12 protein-coding genes and 1 pseudogene are annotated in these 15,328 nt (G+C 68.7%); 3 read left to right on the top strand and 10 right to left on the bottom strand.

Annotated elements, in window-relative coordinates:
- Window positions 1-5 precede the first annotated feature (5 nt).
- The gene (locus VV867_RS00330; protein ID WP_328565339.1) at window positions 6-950 is read left to right on the top strand and encodes a PDR/VanB family oxidoreductase; all 945 of its coding nucleotides are present in this window, start codon (window positions 6-8) and stop codon (window positions 948-950) included.
- A gap of 263 nt (window positions 951-1,213) precedes the next feature.
- Here the strand turns inward: VV867_RS00330 and VV867_RS00325 are convergent, their stop codons facing one another.
- The 10 genes from VV867_RS00325 to amaB form a co-directional block, all read right to left on the bottom strand.
- Window positions 1,214-1,942, bottom strand: coding sequence for a GntR family transcriptional regulator (locus tag VV867_RS00325; protein WP_328565338.1), 729 nt, complete (start codon window positions 1,940-1,942; stop codon window positions 1,214-1,216).
- 375 nt (window positions 1,943-2,317) lie between these two features.
- Entirely contained in the window at window positions 2,318-3,079 is a 762-nt protein-coding gene (locus VV867_RS00320) for an SDR family oxidoreductase (RefSeq protein WP_089390029.1), read from the bottom strand.
- 496 nt (window positions 3,080-3,575) lie between these two features.
- Entirely contained in the window at window positions 3,576-4,508 is a 933-nt protein-coding gene (locus tag VV867_RS00315) for an ornithine cyclodeaminase family protein (protein WP_328565337.1), read from the bottom strand.
- 92 nt (window positions 4,509-4,600) lie between these two features.
- On the bottom strand, window positions 4,601-5,317 hold the full coding sequence (locus VV867_RS00310; protein WP_109935977.1) for an ABC transporter ATP-binding protein: 717 nt from the start codon (window positions 5,315-5,317) through the stop codon (window positions 4,601-4,603).
- Window positions 5,314-6,186: an ATP-binding cassette domain-containing protein gene (locus VV867_RS00305; protein WP_328565336.1), complete on the bottom strand. Its 873-nt coding sequence runs from the start codon at window positions 6,184-6,186 to the stop codon at window positions 5,314-5,316. The genes VV867_RS00310 and VV867_RS00305 overlap by 4 nt, the downstream gene beginning before the upstream one ends.
- Window positions 6,183-7,472: a high-affinity branched-chain amino acid ABC transporter permease LivM gene (gene livM, locus VV867_RS00300; RefSeq protein WP_328565335.1), complete on the bottom strand. Its 1,290-nt coding sequence runs from the start codon at window positions 7,470-7,472 to the stop codon at window positions 6,183-6,185. Before livM ends, VV867_RS00305 begins: the two co-directional genes overlap by 4 nt.
- A 2-nt stretch (window positions 7,473-7,474) precedes the next feature.
- On the bottom strand, window positions 7,475-8,389 hold the full coding sequence (locus VV867_RS00295) for an ABC transporter permease subunit (RefSeq protein ID WP_089390024.1): 915 nt from the start codon (window positions 8,387-8,389) through the stop codon (window positions 7,475-7,477).
- 143 nt (window positions 8,390-8,532) lie between these two features.
- Window positions 8,533-9,669 (bottom strand): branched-chain amino acid ABC transporter substrate-binding protein, encoded by a 1,137-nt coding sequence (locus VV867_RS00290; RefSeq protein WP_009613410.1) that lies wholly within the window; start codon window positions 9,667-9,669, stop codon window positions 8,533-8,535.
- A 388-nt stretch (window positions 9,670-10,057) separates the two neighbouring features.
- Complete coding sequence (gene amaA / locus VV867_RS00285; RefSeq protein WP_328565334.1) at window positions 10,058-11,341, bottom strand: L-pipecolate oxidase; 1,284 nt, start codon at window positions 11,339-11,341, stop codon at window positions 10,058-10,060.
- A 156-nt stretch (window positions 11,342-11,497) separates the two neighbouring features.
- Window positions 11,498-12,988, bottom strand: a complete 1,491-nt coding sequence (gene amaB, locus VV867_RS00280) for an L-piperidine-6-carboxylate dehydrogenase (RefSeq protein WP_328565333.1) — start codon at window positions 12,986-12,988, stop codon at window positions 11,498-11,500.
- 145 nt (window positions 12,989-13,133) lie between these two features.
- Here amaB and VV867_RS00275 point away from each other — a divergent pair.
- Together VV867_RS00275 and nadE are read left to right on the top strand one after the other, a co-directional pair.
- A pseudogene (locus VV867_RS00275) lies at window positions 13,134-14,067 on the top strand (LysR family transcriptional regulator); the annotation flags it as partial.
- A gap of 68 nt (window positions 14,068-14,135) precedes the next feature.
- A complete protein-coding gene (gene nadE, locus VV867_RS00270) occupies window positions 14,136-14,963 on the top strand; it encodes an ammonia-dependent NAD(+) synthetase (protein WP_109935983.1) in 828 nt (275 codons plus the stop codon).
- Window positions 14,964-15,328: the final 365 nt, after the last annotated feature.

The following is a 15,328-nucleotide window of genomic DNA, read 5'->3' as shown; positions in this document are numbered from 1 at the left end:
CCACCGTGCTAGACGTCGTCATCACCCGCGTGCAGCGGGAAACCCCGGACATCCTCAGCCTCGACCTGGCCCGCGCCGACGCCGGCCCCCTGCCGGCCTTCAGCGCCGGCTCGCACATCGACCTGCACCTGCCCGGCGGGCTGGTGCGCCAGTACTCGCTGTTCAATGCGCCGGGCGAAACCCACCGCTACCGCATCGCCGTGCTGCGCTGCGCCGACTCCCGCGGCGGCTCGCGCACGGTGCACGGGTTGCAGGCCGGGCAGCCGCTGCGCATTGGCGAACCGCGCAACCTCTTCCCCCTCGCCGAAGGCCCGGGGCGGCGCCTGCTGCTGGCCGGCGGCATCGGCATCACGCCGCTGCTGAGCATGGCCGAGCACCTGGCCCGCAGCGGCGCCGACTTCGAACTGCACTACTGCGCCCGCTCGGCGCGGCAGGCGGCCTTCGTCGAGTACCTGGCACAGTCCGCCTTCGCCACCCGCGTGCATTGCCATTTCGACGGTGGCGAAGCGGCGCGGCGCCTGGACGTGGCCGCGCTGCTGGCCGCCCAGGCGGGCGATGCGCAGCTGTACACCTGCGGCCCGGCGGGCTTCATGGCGCACGTGCTGGACAGCGCCCGGGCCCTGGGCTGGGACGAGGCACGCCTGCACCGCGAGTATTTCGGCGCCGAGCCGGACGTCGGCGGCGAAGCCTTCGAAGTGCAACTGGCGAGCAGCGGCCAGGTGGTGCGCGTGGAGGACGGACAGAGCGTGGTTGAAGCGCTGCGCGGCATCGGTGTGGAGGTGCCGGTGGCGTGCGAGCAGGGTATCTGCGGCACCTGCCTGACCCGCGTGCTGGAAGGCGTGCCGGAACACCGCGACCAGTACCTGACCGAGGACGAGCAGGCTGCCAACGACCAGTTCACCCCCTGCTGCTCACGGTCGCGGAGTGCGCGGTTGGTGTTGGACCTGTAGGGCGCATGAGGCGGCGCCGGTGCTGCGGCCGACGGCGGATAGCCGCCCTACGCTCGGGTGGGCTTGGGCGTGGGGCGCATAACGCCTATATCCTCGGGCGCCGGAGCTCCGGCCGGCGGCGGATAACCGCGAACGGTTATTCGCCCTACGCTCGGGGTGGGCTTGGCGTAGGGCGAATAACGCTCCGCGTTATCCGCCGTTTGACCTTGGCCCAAGGCCGCTCGGGGTCGCGGATAACCGCGAATCGCGGACGGAGTCCGCTCCTACGACCAGTCCTTTTCCGGCGCGGCGGGTTTCTTCAACACCGCCACGCCCTCCCGCGGCGGATGGAAGTACGCGGCGTAGCGCAGGGTGGCGTTGGCGTGCTCGCGCATGATCGCCTCGGCCCGCGCGCCCTGGCCGTTGACCAGGGCGTCGTAGGCGGCGTGGTGCTGCATGTGGGCGAAGTTGAAGCGCTGGTATTCGCGCGGGAGGTTGTCGCGGTCCACCGCCAGCGAGCTGACCGAGGCGAACGGCAGGTGGTCGTTGCGCGCCAGGGCCTCGGCGATGGCGCGGTTGCCGCTGGCCTCGATGATCGCCTGGTGGAAGCGCATGTTGAGGCTGTGGTAGGCCTCCAGGTCCTCGGGCAGCACGTGGCCCTTGGCGAAGATGCGGTCGCCTTCGTCCAGGCAGGTCTGCAGGACCGCCCGGGTGCCTTCGGAGATGCCGCGCTCGGCGGCCTGGCGCGCTGCCAGCCCTTCCAGCACGCCACGCACTTCGACGGCGCCGGCGATGTCCTCCTCGGTGACTTCGCGCACCGTGTAGCCGCGGTTGCCGGCCTTGACCAGCAGCCCTTCCTGCTCCAGCACGCGCAACGCCATGCGTACCGGCATGCGCGACACCTGCAGGCGCTCGGCGGTGGGAATCTCGACGATGCGCTCGCCGGCGGCCAGCTCGCCGGAGGCGATCATCTTGCGCAGTTCAGCCAGCACGCGTTGGCCTGGTTTGCTCATCGAGGGGGCTCTTGTGGCGGGGAGGAGTTGGCGGATGATAACGCGGTGTGGCGCTTTTCGTAGGATCGAGGGGGGCGCCTGGCTCTTGCTCGCGAATGGTGTTATCAGGTGACGTTGGTGCTCGAGGTTGGCTCCGCTCCCTCTCCCTAACCCTCTCCCTGAAGGGAGAGGGGACCGTTGGGCAGACACGGATGTTCTGGAGTCAGCCGGCAACACCGTTGGTTTCCGACTGAAACCATTTCCTCTCTCGGCACGGACAAGCCCCCTCTCCCTTCAGGGAGAGGGCTGGGGAGAGGGGGCGGAGTCAAACCAACGCAGAGGAATCGCCGGGAAACTCCGTTCGCGAGCAAGCTCGCTCCTACAAAAACCCACCCCTCACCCCTTGCGATGCACCGAGAAGCCGGCCCAGGCCTGGCTCACCGGCATGATCTCCAGGCTGTTGATGTTGATGTGCGGCGGCTGGTTGACGATCCAGTGGATGGTCTCGGCGATGTCCTCGGGCTGCAGCGCCTCGGTGCCGGCGTAGGTCTTGTCGTAGCGGGCCTGGTCGCCGCCGAAGCGCACCAGGGAGAACTCGCTTTCGCACAGGCCCGGCTCCAGGTTGCTGACGCGCACGCCGGTGCCCTGCAGGTCGCAGCGCAGGCTCAGGGAGAACTGTTCGACGAAGGCCTTGGTGGCGCCGTAGACGTGGCTGCCCGGGTACGGCCACTGGCCGGCCACCGAGCCGAGGTTGAGGATGCTGGCGCCGCGGCCGTGGGCGATCAGCCGGGGCAGCAGCAGGCGGGTGCAGTACATCAGGCCCTTGATGTTGGTGTCGACCATGGTGTCCCAGTCGTCCAGGTCGCATTCCTGCGCGGGGTCGGCGCCCAGGGCCAGGCCGGCGTTGTTGATCAGCGCGCGCAGCTTGTCGAAGCCGGCCGGCAGGTTGTCCACGGCATGGGCCACGGCGGCGCGGTCGCGCACGTCGAGGGTGATCGGCAGCACTTCGGCCTGGCTGGACAGTTCCTTGGCCAGGGCCTGCAGGCGGTCCTCGCGGCGGCCGGTGATCACCAGCGACCAGCCGTCGCGGGCGAAACGACGGGCGCAGGCTTCGCCGAAGCCGGATGTGGCGCCGGTGATGAACAGGGTGGGAGTCATGGGCCAATTCCTCTGCTGGCGGGATGTTCTGTCGGACCTGGCAGGATAGCAGCCCTCCCCGCCCGACCTGCGCTACAGCCGCCGCCAACAACGGCCAAACAGTTCGGCAAGCGCCCGGGGCTGGACCGCAGGGAAGTTTGCTCCCAGGTTTTCCACAGGCTTTTCAACAGCAGCCGGGGACAAGCGCAGCGGTGGCCTGGCCGGCATTCCCCAGCCAAGGGCCAGGCGAAAAACCGGCCAATGCCCCACACCCCGCGCAGGGCATGGGCCGGCGCCGGCTTTCCCAAGCTTATCCACAGATTGCCCAACAGATTCCGTGGACAACCCGCACGGCCCGCCGACGCCCACGCAAGCCGCCCAACTGTCTGTATATACAGGGCTTTACGCCACCTGGCGAAAAAACCGGCGACGCCCCGCAGGCGGGCCGGGGCGGTGCTTTGCGGCAGCTGCCCCAACCTTATCCACAGCGTCCTCCACAGTTTCGCTGGATAACCCGCTAGCCCCCCTGCTCCACCAGCAGGCGCGCGGCAATCAGGTCTTCCAGGGCGTAGCCGACCGACTTGAACAGGGTGATCTCCTGGTCGTCGCGGCGCAGCCCGCGGCCCTGCAGCAGGTCGCTGAGCTGGGTGTGGATGGCCGATTCGGCGATGGCGCCCTCGGCCAGGGGAATCAACAGGTCGCCGGCTTCCTCCAGCGCGCCTTCGCGGGTGTCGACGACGATGCGCGCGCGGCGCACGGCCTCGCTGTCGGTCTCGCGCATGCTCGGCAGGAAGGCGCCCACCAGGTCGAGGTGGGTGCCGGGGCTCAGCCACTCGCCGTGCACCAGCGGCTCGCGGGAAGTGGTCACGCAACTGACGGTGTCGGCCGCGGCCACGCCTGATGCGAGGTCTTCGCAGGCCCGCACCGGGTAGCCCTCGGCGGCCAGGTGCTCGACCAGCGCGGCGACCTTCGCCGGGTGCCGCCCCCAGATGGCGACCTCGCGGTACCCGCGCACCGCGCAGTGGGCCCGCACCATGTGTGGCGCCAGGGTGCCGCTGCCGACGATGAGCAGGCGCTCGGCATCGCGCCGCGCCAGGTGGTCCGCCGCCAGCGCGGAGGTGCAGGCGGTACGCCGGGCGGTCAGTTCGGAGGCTTCGAGCAGCGCCAGGGGGCGGCCGTCGACACCGTCGAACAGGCAGAACAGCGCGGCCACCGCCGGCAACCCGCGCGCGCCGTTGCCGGGGAACACGGTGACCAGCTTGACGCCGATGTCCTGCCCCGGCCGCCACACCGGCATGGTCAGCAGCGTGGCGTCGCCGGGCAGCGCATGGCAGCCACGCACCGGCGCCTCGCAGCTGCCGGCCAGCCCCTGGCGCAGGGCCTCGATCAGCTGTGGATAAGCCAGGCGCTCGGCGACGTCGGCGTTACTCAGAAAACGAACAGTTGCCATGAGATCCTCCGGATCAGCTCCAAGCCGCAAGCCACAAGCTGCAAACAGCGCTCTCGCTTGCCGCTTGCAGCTTGCAGCTTGCAGCTGGCACGTCAGTGCCCTCCCAGATAGGCGTCCCGCACCTCCTGGTTGCCCAGCAGCTCCTGGCCCGTGCCGCTCATGCGGATCTCGCCGTTGACCATCACGTAGCCGCGGTCGGAGAGCTTGAGCGCGTGGTTGGCGTTCTGCTCGACGAGGAACAGCGTCATGCCGGTCTGCGCCAGTTCGCGCAGGGTCTGGAAGATCTGCTTGACCACGATGGGCGCCAGGCCCAGGGAGGGTTCGTCGAGCAGCAATAGCCGCGGCCGGCTCATCAGCGCGCGGGCGATGGCGAGCATCTGCTGCTCGCCGCCGGACATGGTCATGGCGCGCTGGTTGCGCCGCTCCTTCAGGCGCGGGAAGAGGTCGAACATGCGCTGCATGTCTTCCTGGGCGTGGTCCATGCCGACGGGGATGGTGCCCATCAGCAGGTTCTCCTCCACGCTCATGTCGGGGAACACCCGGCGCCCCTCCGGCGACTGCGCGATGCCGTTGGAGGCCACGTAGTGCGCCGAGCGCCGGGCGATGTCCTGGCCGCGGTAGAGGATCTGCCCGGCGGCCGCGCGCGGCTGGCCGAAGATGGACATCAGCAGGGTGGACTTGCCGGCGCCGTTGGCGCCGATCAGCGCCACCGTCTCGCCTTCGCCAACGGTCAGGGAAACCTTCTTCAGCGCCTGGATCGGCCCGTAGAACACATCCACATCACGGAATTCCAGAATCGGCGCCGTCATGCGACCTCCTCTTCGTCTGCGCCCAGGTAGGCGGCGATCACCTTGTCGTTGCTGCGGATCTCCGCCGGCAGGCCGCGGGCGATCACATCGCCATGGTCGAGCACGATGATGTGGTCGGAGATGTTCATCACCATGCCCATGTCGTGCTCGATGAGCAGCACGGTGATCCCGTGGTGGTCGCGCAGGAAGCGCACGATGCGGCTCAGCGCCTGGGTCTCCTGCGGGTTGAGGCCGGCGGCCGGTTCGTCCAGGCAGACGATTTCCGGGCGCGTGCACATGGCCCGGGCGATCTCCAGGCGGCGCTGCTGGCCGTAGGACATCTCGCCGGCCAGGCGGTTGGCGCAGTCCACCAGGTCGACCACCTCCAGCCAGTAGAAGGCGTGGTCCAGGGCGTCGTTTTCGGCGCGGCGGTAGCCGGGGGTGTTGAGGATGCCGGAGACCAGGTTGCGGTTGGCGTACATGTGCTGCGCCACCAGCAGGTTCTCCACCACCGACATTTCGCGGAACAGGCGGATGTTCTGGAAGGTGCGCGCCAGCCCCGCGCGGTTCACCAGGTGGGTGCCGCCGAACATCTTGTAGTACAGGCGGCTGCCGAACTGCGCCGGGTTGACGAAGTCGCCGCCCTGGAACGGCTGGCCGAGGATCTTGATGACGTCGGTGGTGCTGCCCTGGGTGTTGAGCAGGATCTTCCCGCCGGTGGCCTTGTAGAAGCCGGTCAGGCAGTTGAACACCGTGGTCTTGCCGGCGCCGTTGGGGCCGATCAGCGCGGTGATGGAGCCGCGTTCCACGTCCAGGTTGACGTCGTTGAGCGCCTTGATGCCGCCGAAGTGCATCATCAGGTGCTCGACGCTGAGAATCTTGTCGCTCATGGCGCCACCCCCTTGCGCTTGGCAAAGCCCCTGCGGTTGATGCGGATCAGCCCGCGCGGGCGCCAGATCATCATCAGCACCATGAGCATGCCGAACAGCAGCACGCGGTAGTCGGCGAAGCTGCGCAGCAGCTCCGGCGTCACCGTCAGCACGAAGGCGGCGATCACCACCCCGACGGTCGAGCCCATGCCGCCGAGCACCACGATGGCGAGAATCAGCGCCGACTCGAAGAAGGTGAACGACGACGGGTTGACGAAGCCCTGGTAGCTGGCGAAGAACACCCCGGCCAGGCCCGCGGTGGAGGCGCCCAGCATGAACGCCGAGAGCTTGACCAGCACGTGGTTCAGGCCCAGCGAGCGGCAGGCGATCTCGTCCTCGCGCAGCGCTTCCCAGGCGCGGCCCACCGGCATGCGCGTCAGCCGGTGCTTGATGTACAGCACCAGCAGCACCACCAGGAACAGCACGGCGTAGATGAAGATGAACTTGAGGTTCTGGTTGTAGTCGATGCCGAGGAACTCGTGGATGGGCGTGCCACCCTCCTTGGCCCGGCGGCCGAACTCCAGGCCGAAGAAGGTCGGCGCCGGCACCTGCATGCCGTTCGGGCCGCCGGTGAAGGACAGCCAGTTGTTGAGGATCAGGCGGATGATCTCGCCGAAGCCCAGGGTCACGATGGCCAGGTAGTCGCCATGCATGCGCAACACCGGGAAGCCCAGTAGCGCCCCGGCCATCGCCGCGGTGATGGCGGCCAGCGGCAGCACCGTCCAGAAGCCCAGGCCGAGGTACTGGTAGCCCAGCGCCAGGCCGTAGGCGCCGATGGCGTAGAAGGCCACGTAGCCCAGGTCGAGCAGCCCGGCCAGGCCCACCACTATGTTCAGGCCCAGGCCCAGCAGCACGTAGATCAGGCCGAGGATGACCACCGTGAGCAGGTACTTGTTGGCGAAGAACGGCAGGGCCACTGCGGCCACCACCAGCAGCGGGACTATCCAGCGCAGGCGCGTCTTGTAGCCCGGCGGCAGCACCTGGATGCCGGAGTCGGAGCCCTCGAAGCGGTCGAGGACGCGGCTGCCGGCGGCGGTCTGCAGGAACAGGCTGAGCACCAGGCGCCCGGCCATGACCGCGCCGACCATCCAGGCCAGGCGCACCGGTTGCAGGTTGAAGCTGTAGCCGTCGAGCACGATGCCGACGATGGGGCCGAACACAATGAGGGCGACCAGGCCGGCGAGGACGGTGTCCACCAGGCTCTGCTTGAGGTCGATGCGCGGGGCGGAAGCGGTTGCGGTAGCCATGCTCACACCTTCGATACCTGGGGCCGGCCCAGGAGTCCCTGCGGTCGGAAGATGAGGATGGTCACCAGCAGCCCGAAGGCGAACACGTCCTTGTAGTCGGTGTTGACCATGCCGGAGAACTGCGCCTCGGCGACGCCGAGGATCAGGCCGCCGAGCATGGCCCCGGGCAGCGAGCCGATGCCGCCGAGCACCGCGGCGGTGAACGCCTTGATGCCGATGATGAAGCCGGCGTAGAAGTCGAAGGTGCCGTAGTTCATGGTGATCAGCACGCCGGCCAGCGCGGCCATGGCGGCGCCGATGACGAACACGTAGGAGATCACCCGGTCGGTGTTGATGCCCAGGATCGAGGCCATCTTGCGGTCCTGCTGGGTGGCGCGGCACATGCGCCCGAGCTTGGTGTACTGGATCACGTAGGTGAGCACGGCCATGCCGGCGAAGGAGGCCAGCAGGATGAACAGCTTGGTGTAGGTCAGTTGCACCCAGCCGTCGCCGATGTGCAGCTTGAAGGCGCCTTCGAGCAGCGTCGGCACGCCCTGCTGGCGTGGGCCCTGGGACAGCTGCACGTAGTTCTGCAGGATCAGCGACATGCCGATGGCGCTGATCAGCGGCGCCAGGCGCGTGGAGTTGCGCAGCGGCTTGTAGGCGATGCGCTCGATCGCCCAGCCGTACACGCCGGTGACGAAGATGGTGAAGATCAGCGTGCCGAGGATCAGCAGCGGGAAGGAGTGCAGGCCGAAGAAGGCCAGCAGTGCCAGGCCGATGGCGGAAAGATAGGCCGAGACCATGTAAACCTCGCCGTGGGCGAAGTTGATCATGCCGATGATGCCGTAGACCATCGTGTAACCGATGGCGATCAGGCCGTAGACCGACCCGAGGGTCAGACCGTTGATCATTTGCTGGAGAAAGATGCCGTCCACGATTGGGTACTCACGCATGCGGGGCAGGAAAAGGCTGACGTGGCGCCCTGGTGCGGCTCGTGACCGCCAGCGGGCGACGTCGACCTGCGGAGGATGCCGGCGCCGCTCGTGGCGGCGCCGGCAGTCGGCGCTTCAGGCCGGGGTCACTTCTTGAAAGCGTCCAGCTGGTGGTACTTGCCCTTGTCGTCCCACTCGTAGACCACGTAGTCGGAGACCTTCAGGTCGCCCTTCTGGTCCCACTCCTTCTTGCCCATCACGGTCTGCACCGGGTGCGACTTCAGCCACTTGGCGGCAGCCGCCGGGTCGGTCTTTCCGGCGCCGTTGAAGCCGGCCGCCAGGGCCTGCACCGAGGCGTAGGCGTAGAGGGTGTAGCCCTCGGGCTCGAAGCCGCCGGCGCGGAATTTCTCGACCACCGCCTTGCCGTCGGGGATCAGCCGCGGGTCGGCGCCAAAGGTCATCAGCACGCCCTTGACGTACTGCGGGCCGCCGGCGGTGGTGACCAGTTCGTCGGTGACGATGCCGTCGTCGGACATGAACTTGGCGGTCAGGCCCTGTTCGCGCATCTGCCGCACCAGTGGGCCGGCCTCGGGGTGCAGGCCGCCGAAGTAGACGACCTCGGCGCCGGAGGCGCGGATCTTGGTGACCAGGGCGTTGAAGTCCTTCTCGCCGCGGGTCAGGCCCTCGTACAGCACCTCCTTCACGCCGCGCTTGTTCAGCTGCGCGCGGGTGGCGTCGGCCAGGCCCTGGCCGTAGGTGTCCTTGTCGTGGATGACCGCGACCTTCTTGGCCTTGAGCACGTCGACGATGTAGTCGCCGGCGACGATGCCCTGCTGGTCGTCGCGGCCGCACATGCGGAACATGCCGGAGAGGCCGCGCTCGGTGACCTGCGGGTTGGTCGAGCCGGGGGTGATGGCGATGATGCCGGCCTCGTCGTAGACCTCCGAGGCGGGGATGGTGGAGGAGGAGCAGAAGTGGCCGACCACCGCCACCGCCTTGTCTTCGTCCACCAGGCGGTTGGCCACGGCCACGGCCTGTTTCGGTTCGCAGGCGTCGTCCGCCTTCACCAGCTTGATCTTCTCGCCGTTGACGCCGCCGGCGGCGTTGATGTCCTCGGCGGCCTGGGTCGCTCCGCGCCAGTATTGCTCGCCGAAGGAGGCGTTGGCCCCGGTGTGCGGGCCGGCGACGCCGATCACGACGTCGGCCTGGGCGAGAGAAGTCATGCCCATCGCGGCGGTTACCGCCAGGGCCAGAAAGCCTTTTCTGAAAATCTTCTGCGACATGGAGTTTTGCTCCTGAGGTTTTTTGTGATGACGCGCGAAACAACAGATGTTGGCGTCTAGCCAACAGCAAGCCGCGTGCCATCCGTTTTTGTTATTTGAAAAGTCGGACAGCAGAACCGGCCAGGGCCGGCAGAAAACAGCTTTTGGCGTGTGCAACCCCCTAAAACAAAAGGTGCAACCCAGACATCCAAAGGGTGCAACCATCCATCCCGCGAGCCGGCACAACCAGCAGCCACGGGGCGCAACCCGAGCGGTAACCTTCACTGTCACCTAACTGCACATTCTCGGTGCGCGCCCTTCGAGGTAACGCACCAAAAAGGCTAGACCAAAGTGCAGAAGGGGCCAGATGAGGCGGACGGGGCCGGGCGCCCCGCCCTGGGCGCGGCCGCTAGATCACCACGCGCAGGCACTGGCCGGCGTGGTAGAGCGAGAAGCCCGCCTCGTACAGGCAGCTGCGCAGGCCCGCCGCGGAGATTTCCTCCAGCGGCCGCAGGGGCATGGGCAGGGCGCTGGCCTCGCCGCGCAGCAGGAAGTCGGCGAAGGCCTTGCCGACCACCGTGCCGGTGGTCACTCCGCGGCCGTTGTAGCCGCTCATGGCGAGCAGCCCCGGCGCCGGCTCGAACAGGCGCATCAGGTGGTCGGGGGTGAAGTCGATGCAGCCGGTCCAGGTGAATTCCCAGTCCACCTTGCCCAGCCGCGGGAAGTAATGCTGCTGGACGCGGTCGGCCCAGCTGCGGATGAACCACTCCGGCTTGCCGGTGCCCTTGCCCAGGCTGCCGAGCAGCAGGCGGCCGTCGGCGTCGCGGCGGATGCTGCTGAGCACCTGGCGTGTATCCCAGGAGCCCTGGCCGCCGGGCAGGATGCGCGCGGCTGCCGCGCCCTCCAGCGGGCGCGAGGCGACCTGGTAGTAGTAGCCGGGGAAGAAGGTGCGGCGCAGCTGCGTCCACTCGCCCTCGGTGTAGGCGCTGGAGGCGATCACCACCTTCTGCGCCAGCACGCTGCCGTCGCCGGTGGAAACGCGCCAGGCATCGCCCTCGCGCTCCAGCGAGGTCACTGGCGAGTGGTGGTACAGCTCGCCGCCCAGGCCCACCACGGCGCGGGCCAGGCCGCTGACGTAGGCCATGGGGTTGAGGGTGCCGGCGCGGCGGTCGAGCAGCGCGCCGGCGATCCGCTCGGTGCCGCAAGCCTGGGCACAGGCCGCGCCGGTCAGCAGCTCGACCGGGGCGCCGCGGCGCTGCCACTGCTCGCAGCGGCTGCGCAGGTCGTCCAGGCCGCGCGGGTTGTGGGCCATGTGCAGGGTGCCTTCACGGCGCGCCTGGCAATCGATGGCGTACTTGTCGATCAGGGCGAAGACCAGCGAGGGCGCCGCGCCCAGCATGCGGTTGAGCCGCGCGCCGACCTCCGCGCCCATGCCCGCCTCGATCTCGTCCGGCGCAATCCACAGGCCGGCGTTGACCAGCCCGACGTTGCGCCCGGCGCCGCCATGGCCGGTGCGATGGGCCTCCAGCACGCAGACGCTGCGCCCCGCCTCCAGCAGGTGCAGGGCCGCCGAAAGCCCGGTGAAGCCGGCGCCGATGACGCACACATCGGCCTTGCGCTCCCCCAGCAACGACGGCGCCTGCGGCCGCTCGGGGGTCAGGTGTTCCCACAGACACTCTTGGCGAAGCGACATCCGCTGATCCTTGTACAAGGAGCCGCGAGCGGCAAGCGGCAAGCTCCAAGAAAGAGCCCGCCGCCTCACCCACGGCTAGAAGTCACACCCTGGTCTTGCGCTTGCAGCTTGCAGCTTGCAGCTTGCAGCTTGCAGCTTGCAGCTTGCAGCTTGCAGTCAATCGAACACTATCCCCTGCGCCAGCGGCAACTCCCGCGACCAGTTCACGGTGTTGGTCTGCCGGCGCATGTAGGCCTTCCAGGCGTCGGAGCCGGATTCGCGGCCGCCGCCGGTTTCCTTCTCGCCGCCGAAGGCGCCGCCGATCTCCGCGCCGCTGGGACCGATGTTGACGTTGGCGATGCCGCAGTCGCTGCCGATGGCCGACATGAAGGCTTCCGCCTCGCGCACGTCGGTGGTGAACACGCAGGACGACAGGCCCTGGGGCACGGCGTTGTTCAGCGCCAGCGCCTCGTCGAAGTCCCTGTAGGGGATTACGTAGAGGATCGGGGCGAAGGTCTCGCTGCGCACCACGTCGCTCTGCTCGGGCATCTCGACGATGGCCGGGGAGACGTAGAAGGCGTCGGGGAACTGCTGCTGCAACTGGCGCTCGCCGCCGAACACCACGCCACCCTCGCCGCGCGCCTGTTCCAGCGCGCCCTGCATGGCCAGGAAGCTGCGCTCGTCGATCAGCGGGCCGACCAGGTTGCCCTGCAGCGGGTGGCCGATGCGCACCTTCGAGTACGCGGCCTTCAGGCGCGCGACTATCTCGTCCTTCACCGATTCGTGGGCGATCAGCCGGCGCAGGGTGGTGCAGCGCTGGCCGGCGGTGCCCACGGCGCTGAACAGGATGGCCCGCACGGCCATGTCCAGGTCGGCGCTGGGGGCCAGGATCATGGCGTTGTTGCCGCCCAGTTCGAGGATGCTGCGGCCGAAGCGGGCGGCGACGCGCGGGCCCACTTCGCGGCCCATGCGGGTGCTGCCGGTGGCGCTGACCAGGGCCACGCGCGGGTCGTCCACCAGGGCCTCGCCGGCGGCGCGGTCGCCGATCACCACCTGGCCGAGGCAGGCCGGGGCGTCGCCGAAGCGCGCCAGGGCCTTGTCGAACAGGGCCTGGCAGGCCAGCGCGGTGAGCGGCGTCTTCTCCGACGGCTTCCACACCACCGGGTTGCCGCACACCAGCGCCAGCGCGGTGTTCCACGACCACACGGCGACCGGGAAGTTGAAGGCGCTGATGACGCCGACCACGCCCAGCGGCTGCCAGGTCTCGCGCATGTGGTGTCCGGGGCGCTCGGAGGCGATGGTCAGGCCGTAGAGCTGGCGCGACAGGCCGACGGCGAAGTCGCAGATGTCGATCATCTCCTGCACCTCGCCCTGGCCTTCCTGGGTGATCTTGCCGGCCTCCCAGGACACCAGCTCGCCCAGCTCGGCCTTGTGCGCGCGCAGCTCTTCGCCGAACAGGCGCACCAGCTCGCCGCGGCGCGGCGCCGGCACCGCGCGCCAGGCGCCGAAGGCCTGGGCCGCGCGGCCGATCTTCTGCTCCACCTCGGCGGCGCTTTCCAGGCGCACGGCGCCCAGGCGGCTGCCGTCGATGGGGCTGTGGATGACATGGTCGCCGTTGGAGTAGAGGGAGGAATCCACCCCCAGTTTCTCGAGCAGTGCGGAAATCATCGCGTCTCCTGAGCCGGTCGGTTAAGACATTGGAATGCAAGCAGTAATAACCGGCTTGCGGGCGGCCAACAAACGACGTTTCCTATGCACATCATTCCGTAAATTCATGCCAGGGGCGCCAGGCGCCCCGGCCGGACACCGAGCGATGCTGAACAAACGCCACCTGCCCTCCATGACCGCCCTGCAGTGCTTCGAAGCCGTGGCCCGGCACCTGAGCTTCACCCGCGCCTCGGAGGAGCTGGCGCTGACCCAGAGCGCGGTGAGCAAGCAGGTGGCGCAGCTCGAGGAGATGCTCCAGCACCTGCTGTTCCGCCGCGTGCGCCGGCGCCTGCAGCTGACGCCGGCAGGCGAGCTGTACCTGCAGGAGGTGCGCAAGATCCTCAGCCAGGTGGAGCTGTCCACCCGCTACCTGCTGTCCTACGGCGGCGAGACCGAGGTGCTGCGCGTGTCCACCCCGCCCACTTTCGGTGCGCGCTGGCTGATCCCGCTGCTCAACGGCTGGCGCCACCGCCATCCGAACATCCACCTGGACCTGCGCCAGGAGCTGGAGCCCGACGACCTGCTGCAGCAGCGCTGCGACGTGGCCTTCTTCTTCGGCCCCGGCACCCTGCCCGGCGCCGAATGCCTGCACCTGTTCGGCGAGGAGATGCTGCCGGTGTGCTCGCCGGCGATCCTCCCGGCGCAGCCGCTGGACGACCCGCTGCAGCTGGACGAGCTGGTGCTGCTGCAGAACGCCACCCGTCCGGAAGCCTGGCACGAGTGGTTCGCCAGCCTCGACCGGCGCAGCGAGCACAGCTTCCACGGGCCGCGCTTCGACACCTTCTACATGTGCATCCGCGCCGCCCAGGCCGGCTGCGGCGTGGCCCTGCTGCCGCGCTTCCTGGTGGAAGAGGAATTGCATGAAGGCAAGCTGGTGGTCGCCTGGCCCCACGCCCTGCACAGCCGCAGCGCCTACTACCTGGCCTACCCCGAGCACGCCGCGGCGGTGCCCAAGGTGCGCGCCTTCGTCGAGTGGATCGGCGAGCACCTGGCCAGAACCTGATCCCAGCGTCCCGCGACCATCCGGACATCGCCCGGCGCGCCGCGGGCTGGTATTTTTTCCGCATCCGACAGGCGCGTCCTGTCCACAGCCGGATCGAGGAGCCCCATGAAGACCATCCAAGACACCATCGCCAAAGACCTCAACGTGCAGCCGCCCTTCCAGTCCGATGCCCAGGTGCAGGCCGAAATCCAGCGGCGCGTCCGCTTCATCCAGGATTGCCTGCGCGAGTCGGGCACCAGGACCCTGGTGCTGGGCATCAGCGGCGGCGTCGACTCCCTCACCGCCGGCATGCTCTGCCAGCGCGCGGTGGAAGAGCTGCGCGAGCAGACCGGCAACCCGGACTACCGCTTCATCGCCGTGCGCCTGCCGTACAACGTGCAGGGCGACGAGTCCGACGCCCAGGCGGCGGTGGACTGCATCGCCCCGGACGAGCGCCACACGGTGAACATCGGCCCGGCGGTCCAGGCCCTGGCCGAGCAGACCCGCGCCCTCGACGGCCTGCCCGCCGGCACAGTGGACTTCGCCCTGGGCAACACCAAGGCGCGCATGCGCATGGTCGCCCAGTACACCATCGCCAACGCCCGCCAGGGCCTGGTGGTAGGCACCGACCACAGCGCCGAGGCGGTGATGGGCTTCTTCACCAAGTTCGGCGACGGCGCCTGCGACATCGCCCCGCTGACCGGCCTGGTGAAGCACCAGGTGCGCGCCATCGCCCGCAGCCTGGGCGCCCCGGAGTTCCTGGTGGAAAAAGTGCCGACCGCCGACCTCGAGGACCTGGCGCCGGGCAAGCCCGACGAGCACGCCCACGGCGTGACCTACCAGGAGATCGACGCCTTCCTGCACGGCCAGCCGGTCAGCCCGGAAGCCTTCGAGATCATCAAGCGCACCTACGAGAAGACCCACCACAAGCGCCAGTTGCCGAAGGCGCCGTGAGCCGGCCCGACGCCGTTCCCTGTAGGAGCGAGCTTGCTCGCGAATGGCGCACCCCGGACACCGTTGGTGTTTGGATCAACGCCGTCCCCTCTCCCCAACCCTCTCCCTGAAGGGAGAGGGGGCCGTTCGGAGCGCTCGGCGAGCCCGGCATCATCCTGATACGCCCAGCTACCCTCGTCATTCCCCCGGACGCGGGAACCCAGTGACTTTGGCGCCCCACCCACCCCGCGCCCCTGTAGAGGCAACTGTCTAATAGGTTGCCGCGTTCACAGGAATGACGAAGGTACGAGGGTGGCTCCGGTCTTTCCCCCAGCAGAGGACAGCCCCCTCTCCCGCTTGCGGGAGAGGGTTGGGGAGAGGGCGCT

This window comes from Pseudomonas sp. JH-2 (genome assembly GCF_036231725.1).
GTDB classification, from domain to species: Bacteria; Pseudomonadota; Gammaproteobacteria; order Pseudomonadales; family Pseudomonadaceae; genus Pseudomonas; species Pseudomonas delhiensis.
Note: the sequence above shows the minus strand (reverse complement) of the source record. Positions and strands in the feature narration are given on the sequence as shown.

What these genes read in the sequence shown, in the direction of transcription:
- livM (WP_328565335.1), bottom strand. Translation starts at nt 7,472, where the DNA reads ATGGCTACCGCAACCGCTTCCGCCCCGCGCATCGACCTCAAGCAGAGC.
- VV867_RS00305 (WP_328565336.1), bottom strand. Translation starts at nt 6,186, where the DNA reads ATGAGCGACAAGATTCTCAGCGTCGAGCACCTGATGATGCACTTCGGC.
- nadE (WP_109935983.1), top strand. Translation starts at nt 14,136, where the DNA reads ATGAAGACCATCCAAGACACCATCGCCAAAGACCTCAACGTGCAGCCG.
- VV867_RS00315 (WP_328565337.1), bottom strand. Translation starts at nt 4,508, where the DNA reads ATGGCAACTGTTCGTTTTCTGAGTAACGCCGACGTCGCCGAGCGCCTG.
- VV867_RS00325 (WP_328565338.1), bottom strand. Translation starts at nt 1,942, where the DNA reads ATGAGCAAACCAGGCCAACGCGTGCTGGCTGAACTGCGCAAGATGATC.
- VV867_RS00310 (WP_109935977.1), bottom strand. Translation starts at nt 5,317, where the DNA reads ATGACGGCGCCGATTCTGGAATTCCGTGATGTGGATGTGTTCTACGGG.
- VV867_RS00290 (WP_009613410.1), bottom strand. Translation starts at nt 9,669, where the DNA reads ATGTCGCAGAAGATTTTCAGAAAAGGCTTTCTGGCCCTGGCGGTAACC.
- amaA (WP_328565334.1), bottom strand. Translation starts at nt 11,341, where the DNA reads ATGTCGCTTCGCCAAGAGTGTCTGTGGGAACACCTGACCCCCGAGCGG.
- amaB (WP_328565333.1), bottom strand. Translation starts at nt 12,988, where the DNA reads ATGATTTCCGCACTGCTCGAGAAACTGGGGGTGGATTCCTCCCTCTAC.
- VV867_RS00320 (WP_089390029.1), bottom strand. Translation starts at nt 3,079, where the DNA reads ATGACTCCCACCCTGTTCATCACCGGCGCCACATCCGGCTTCGGCGAA.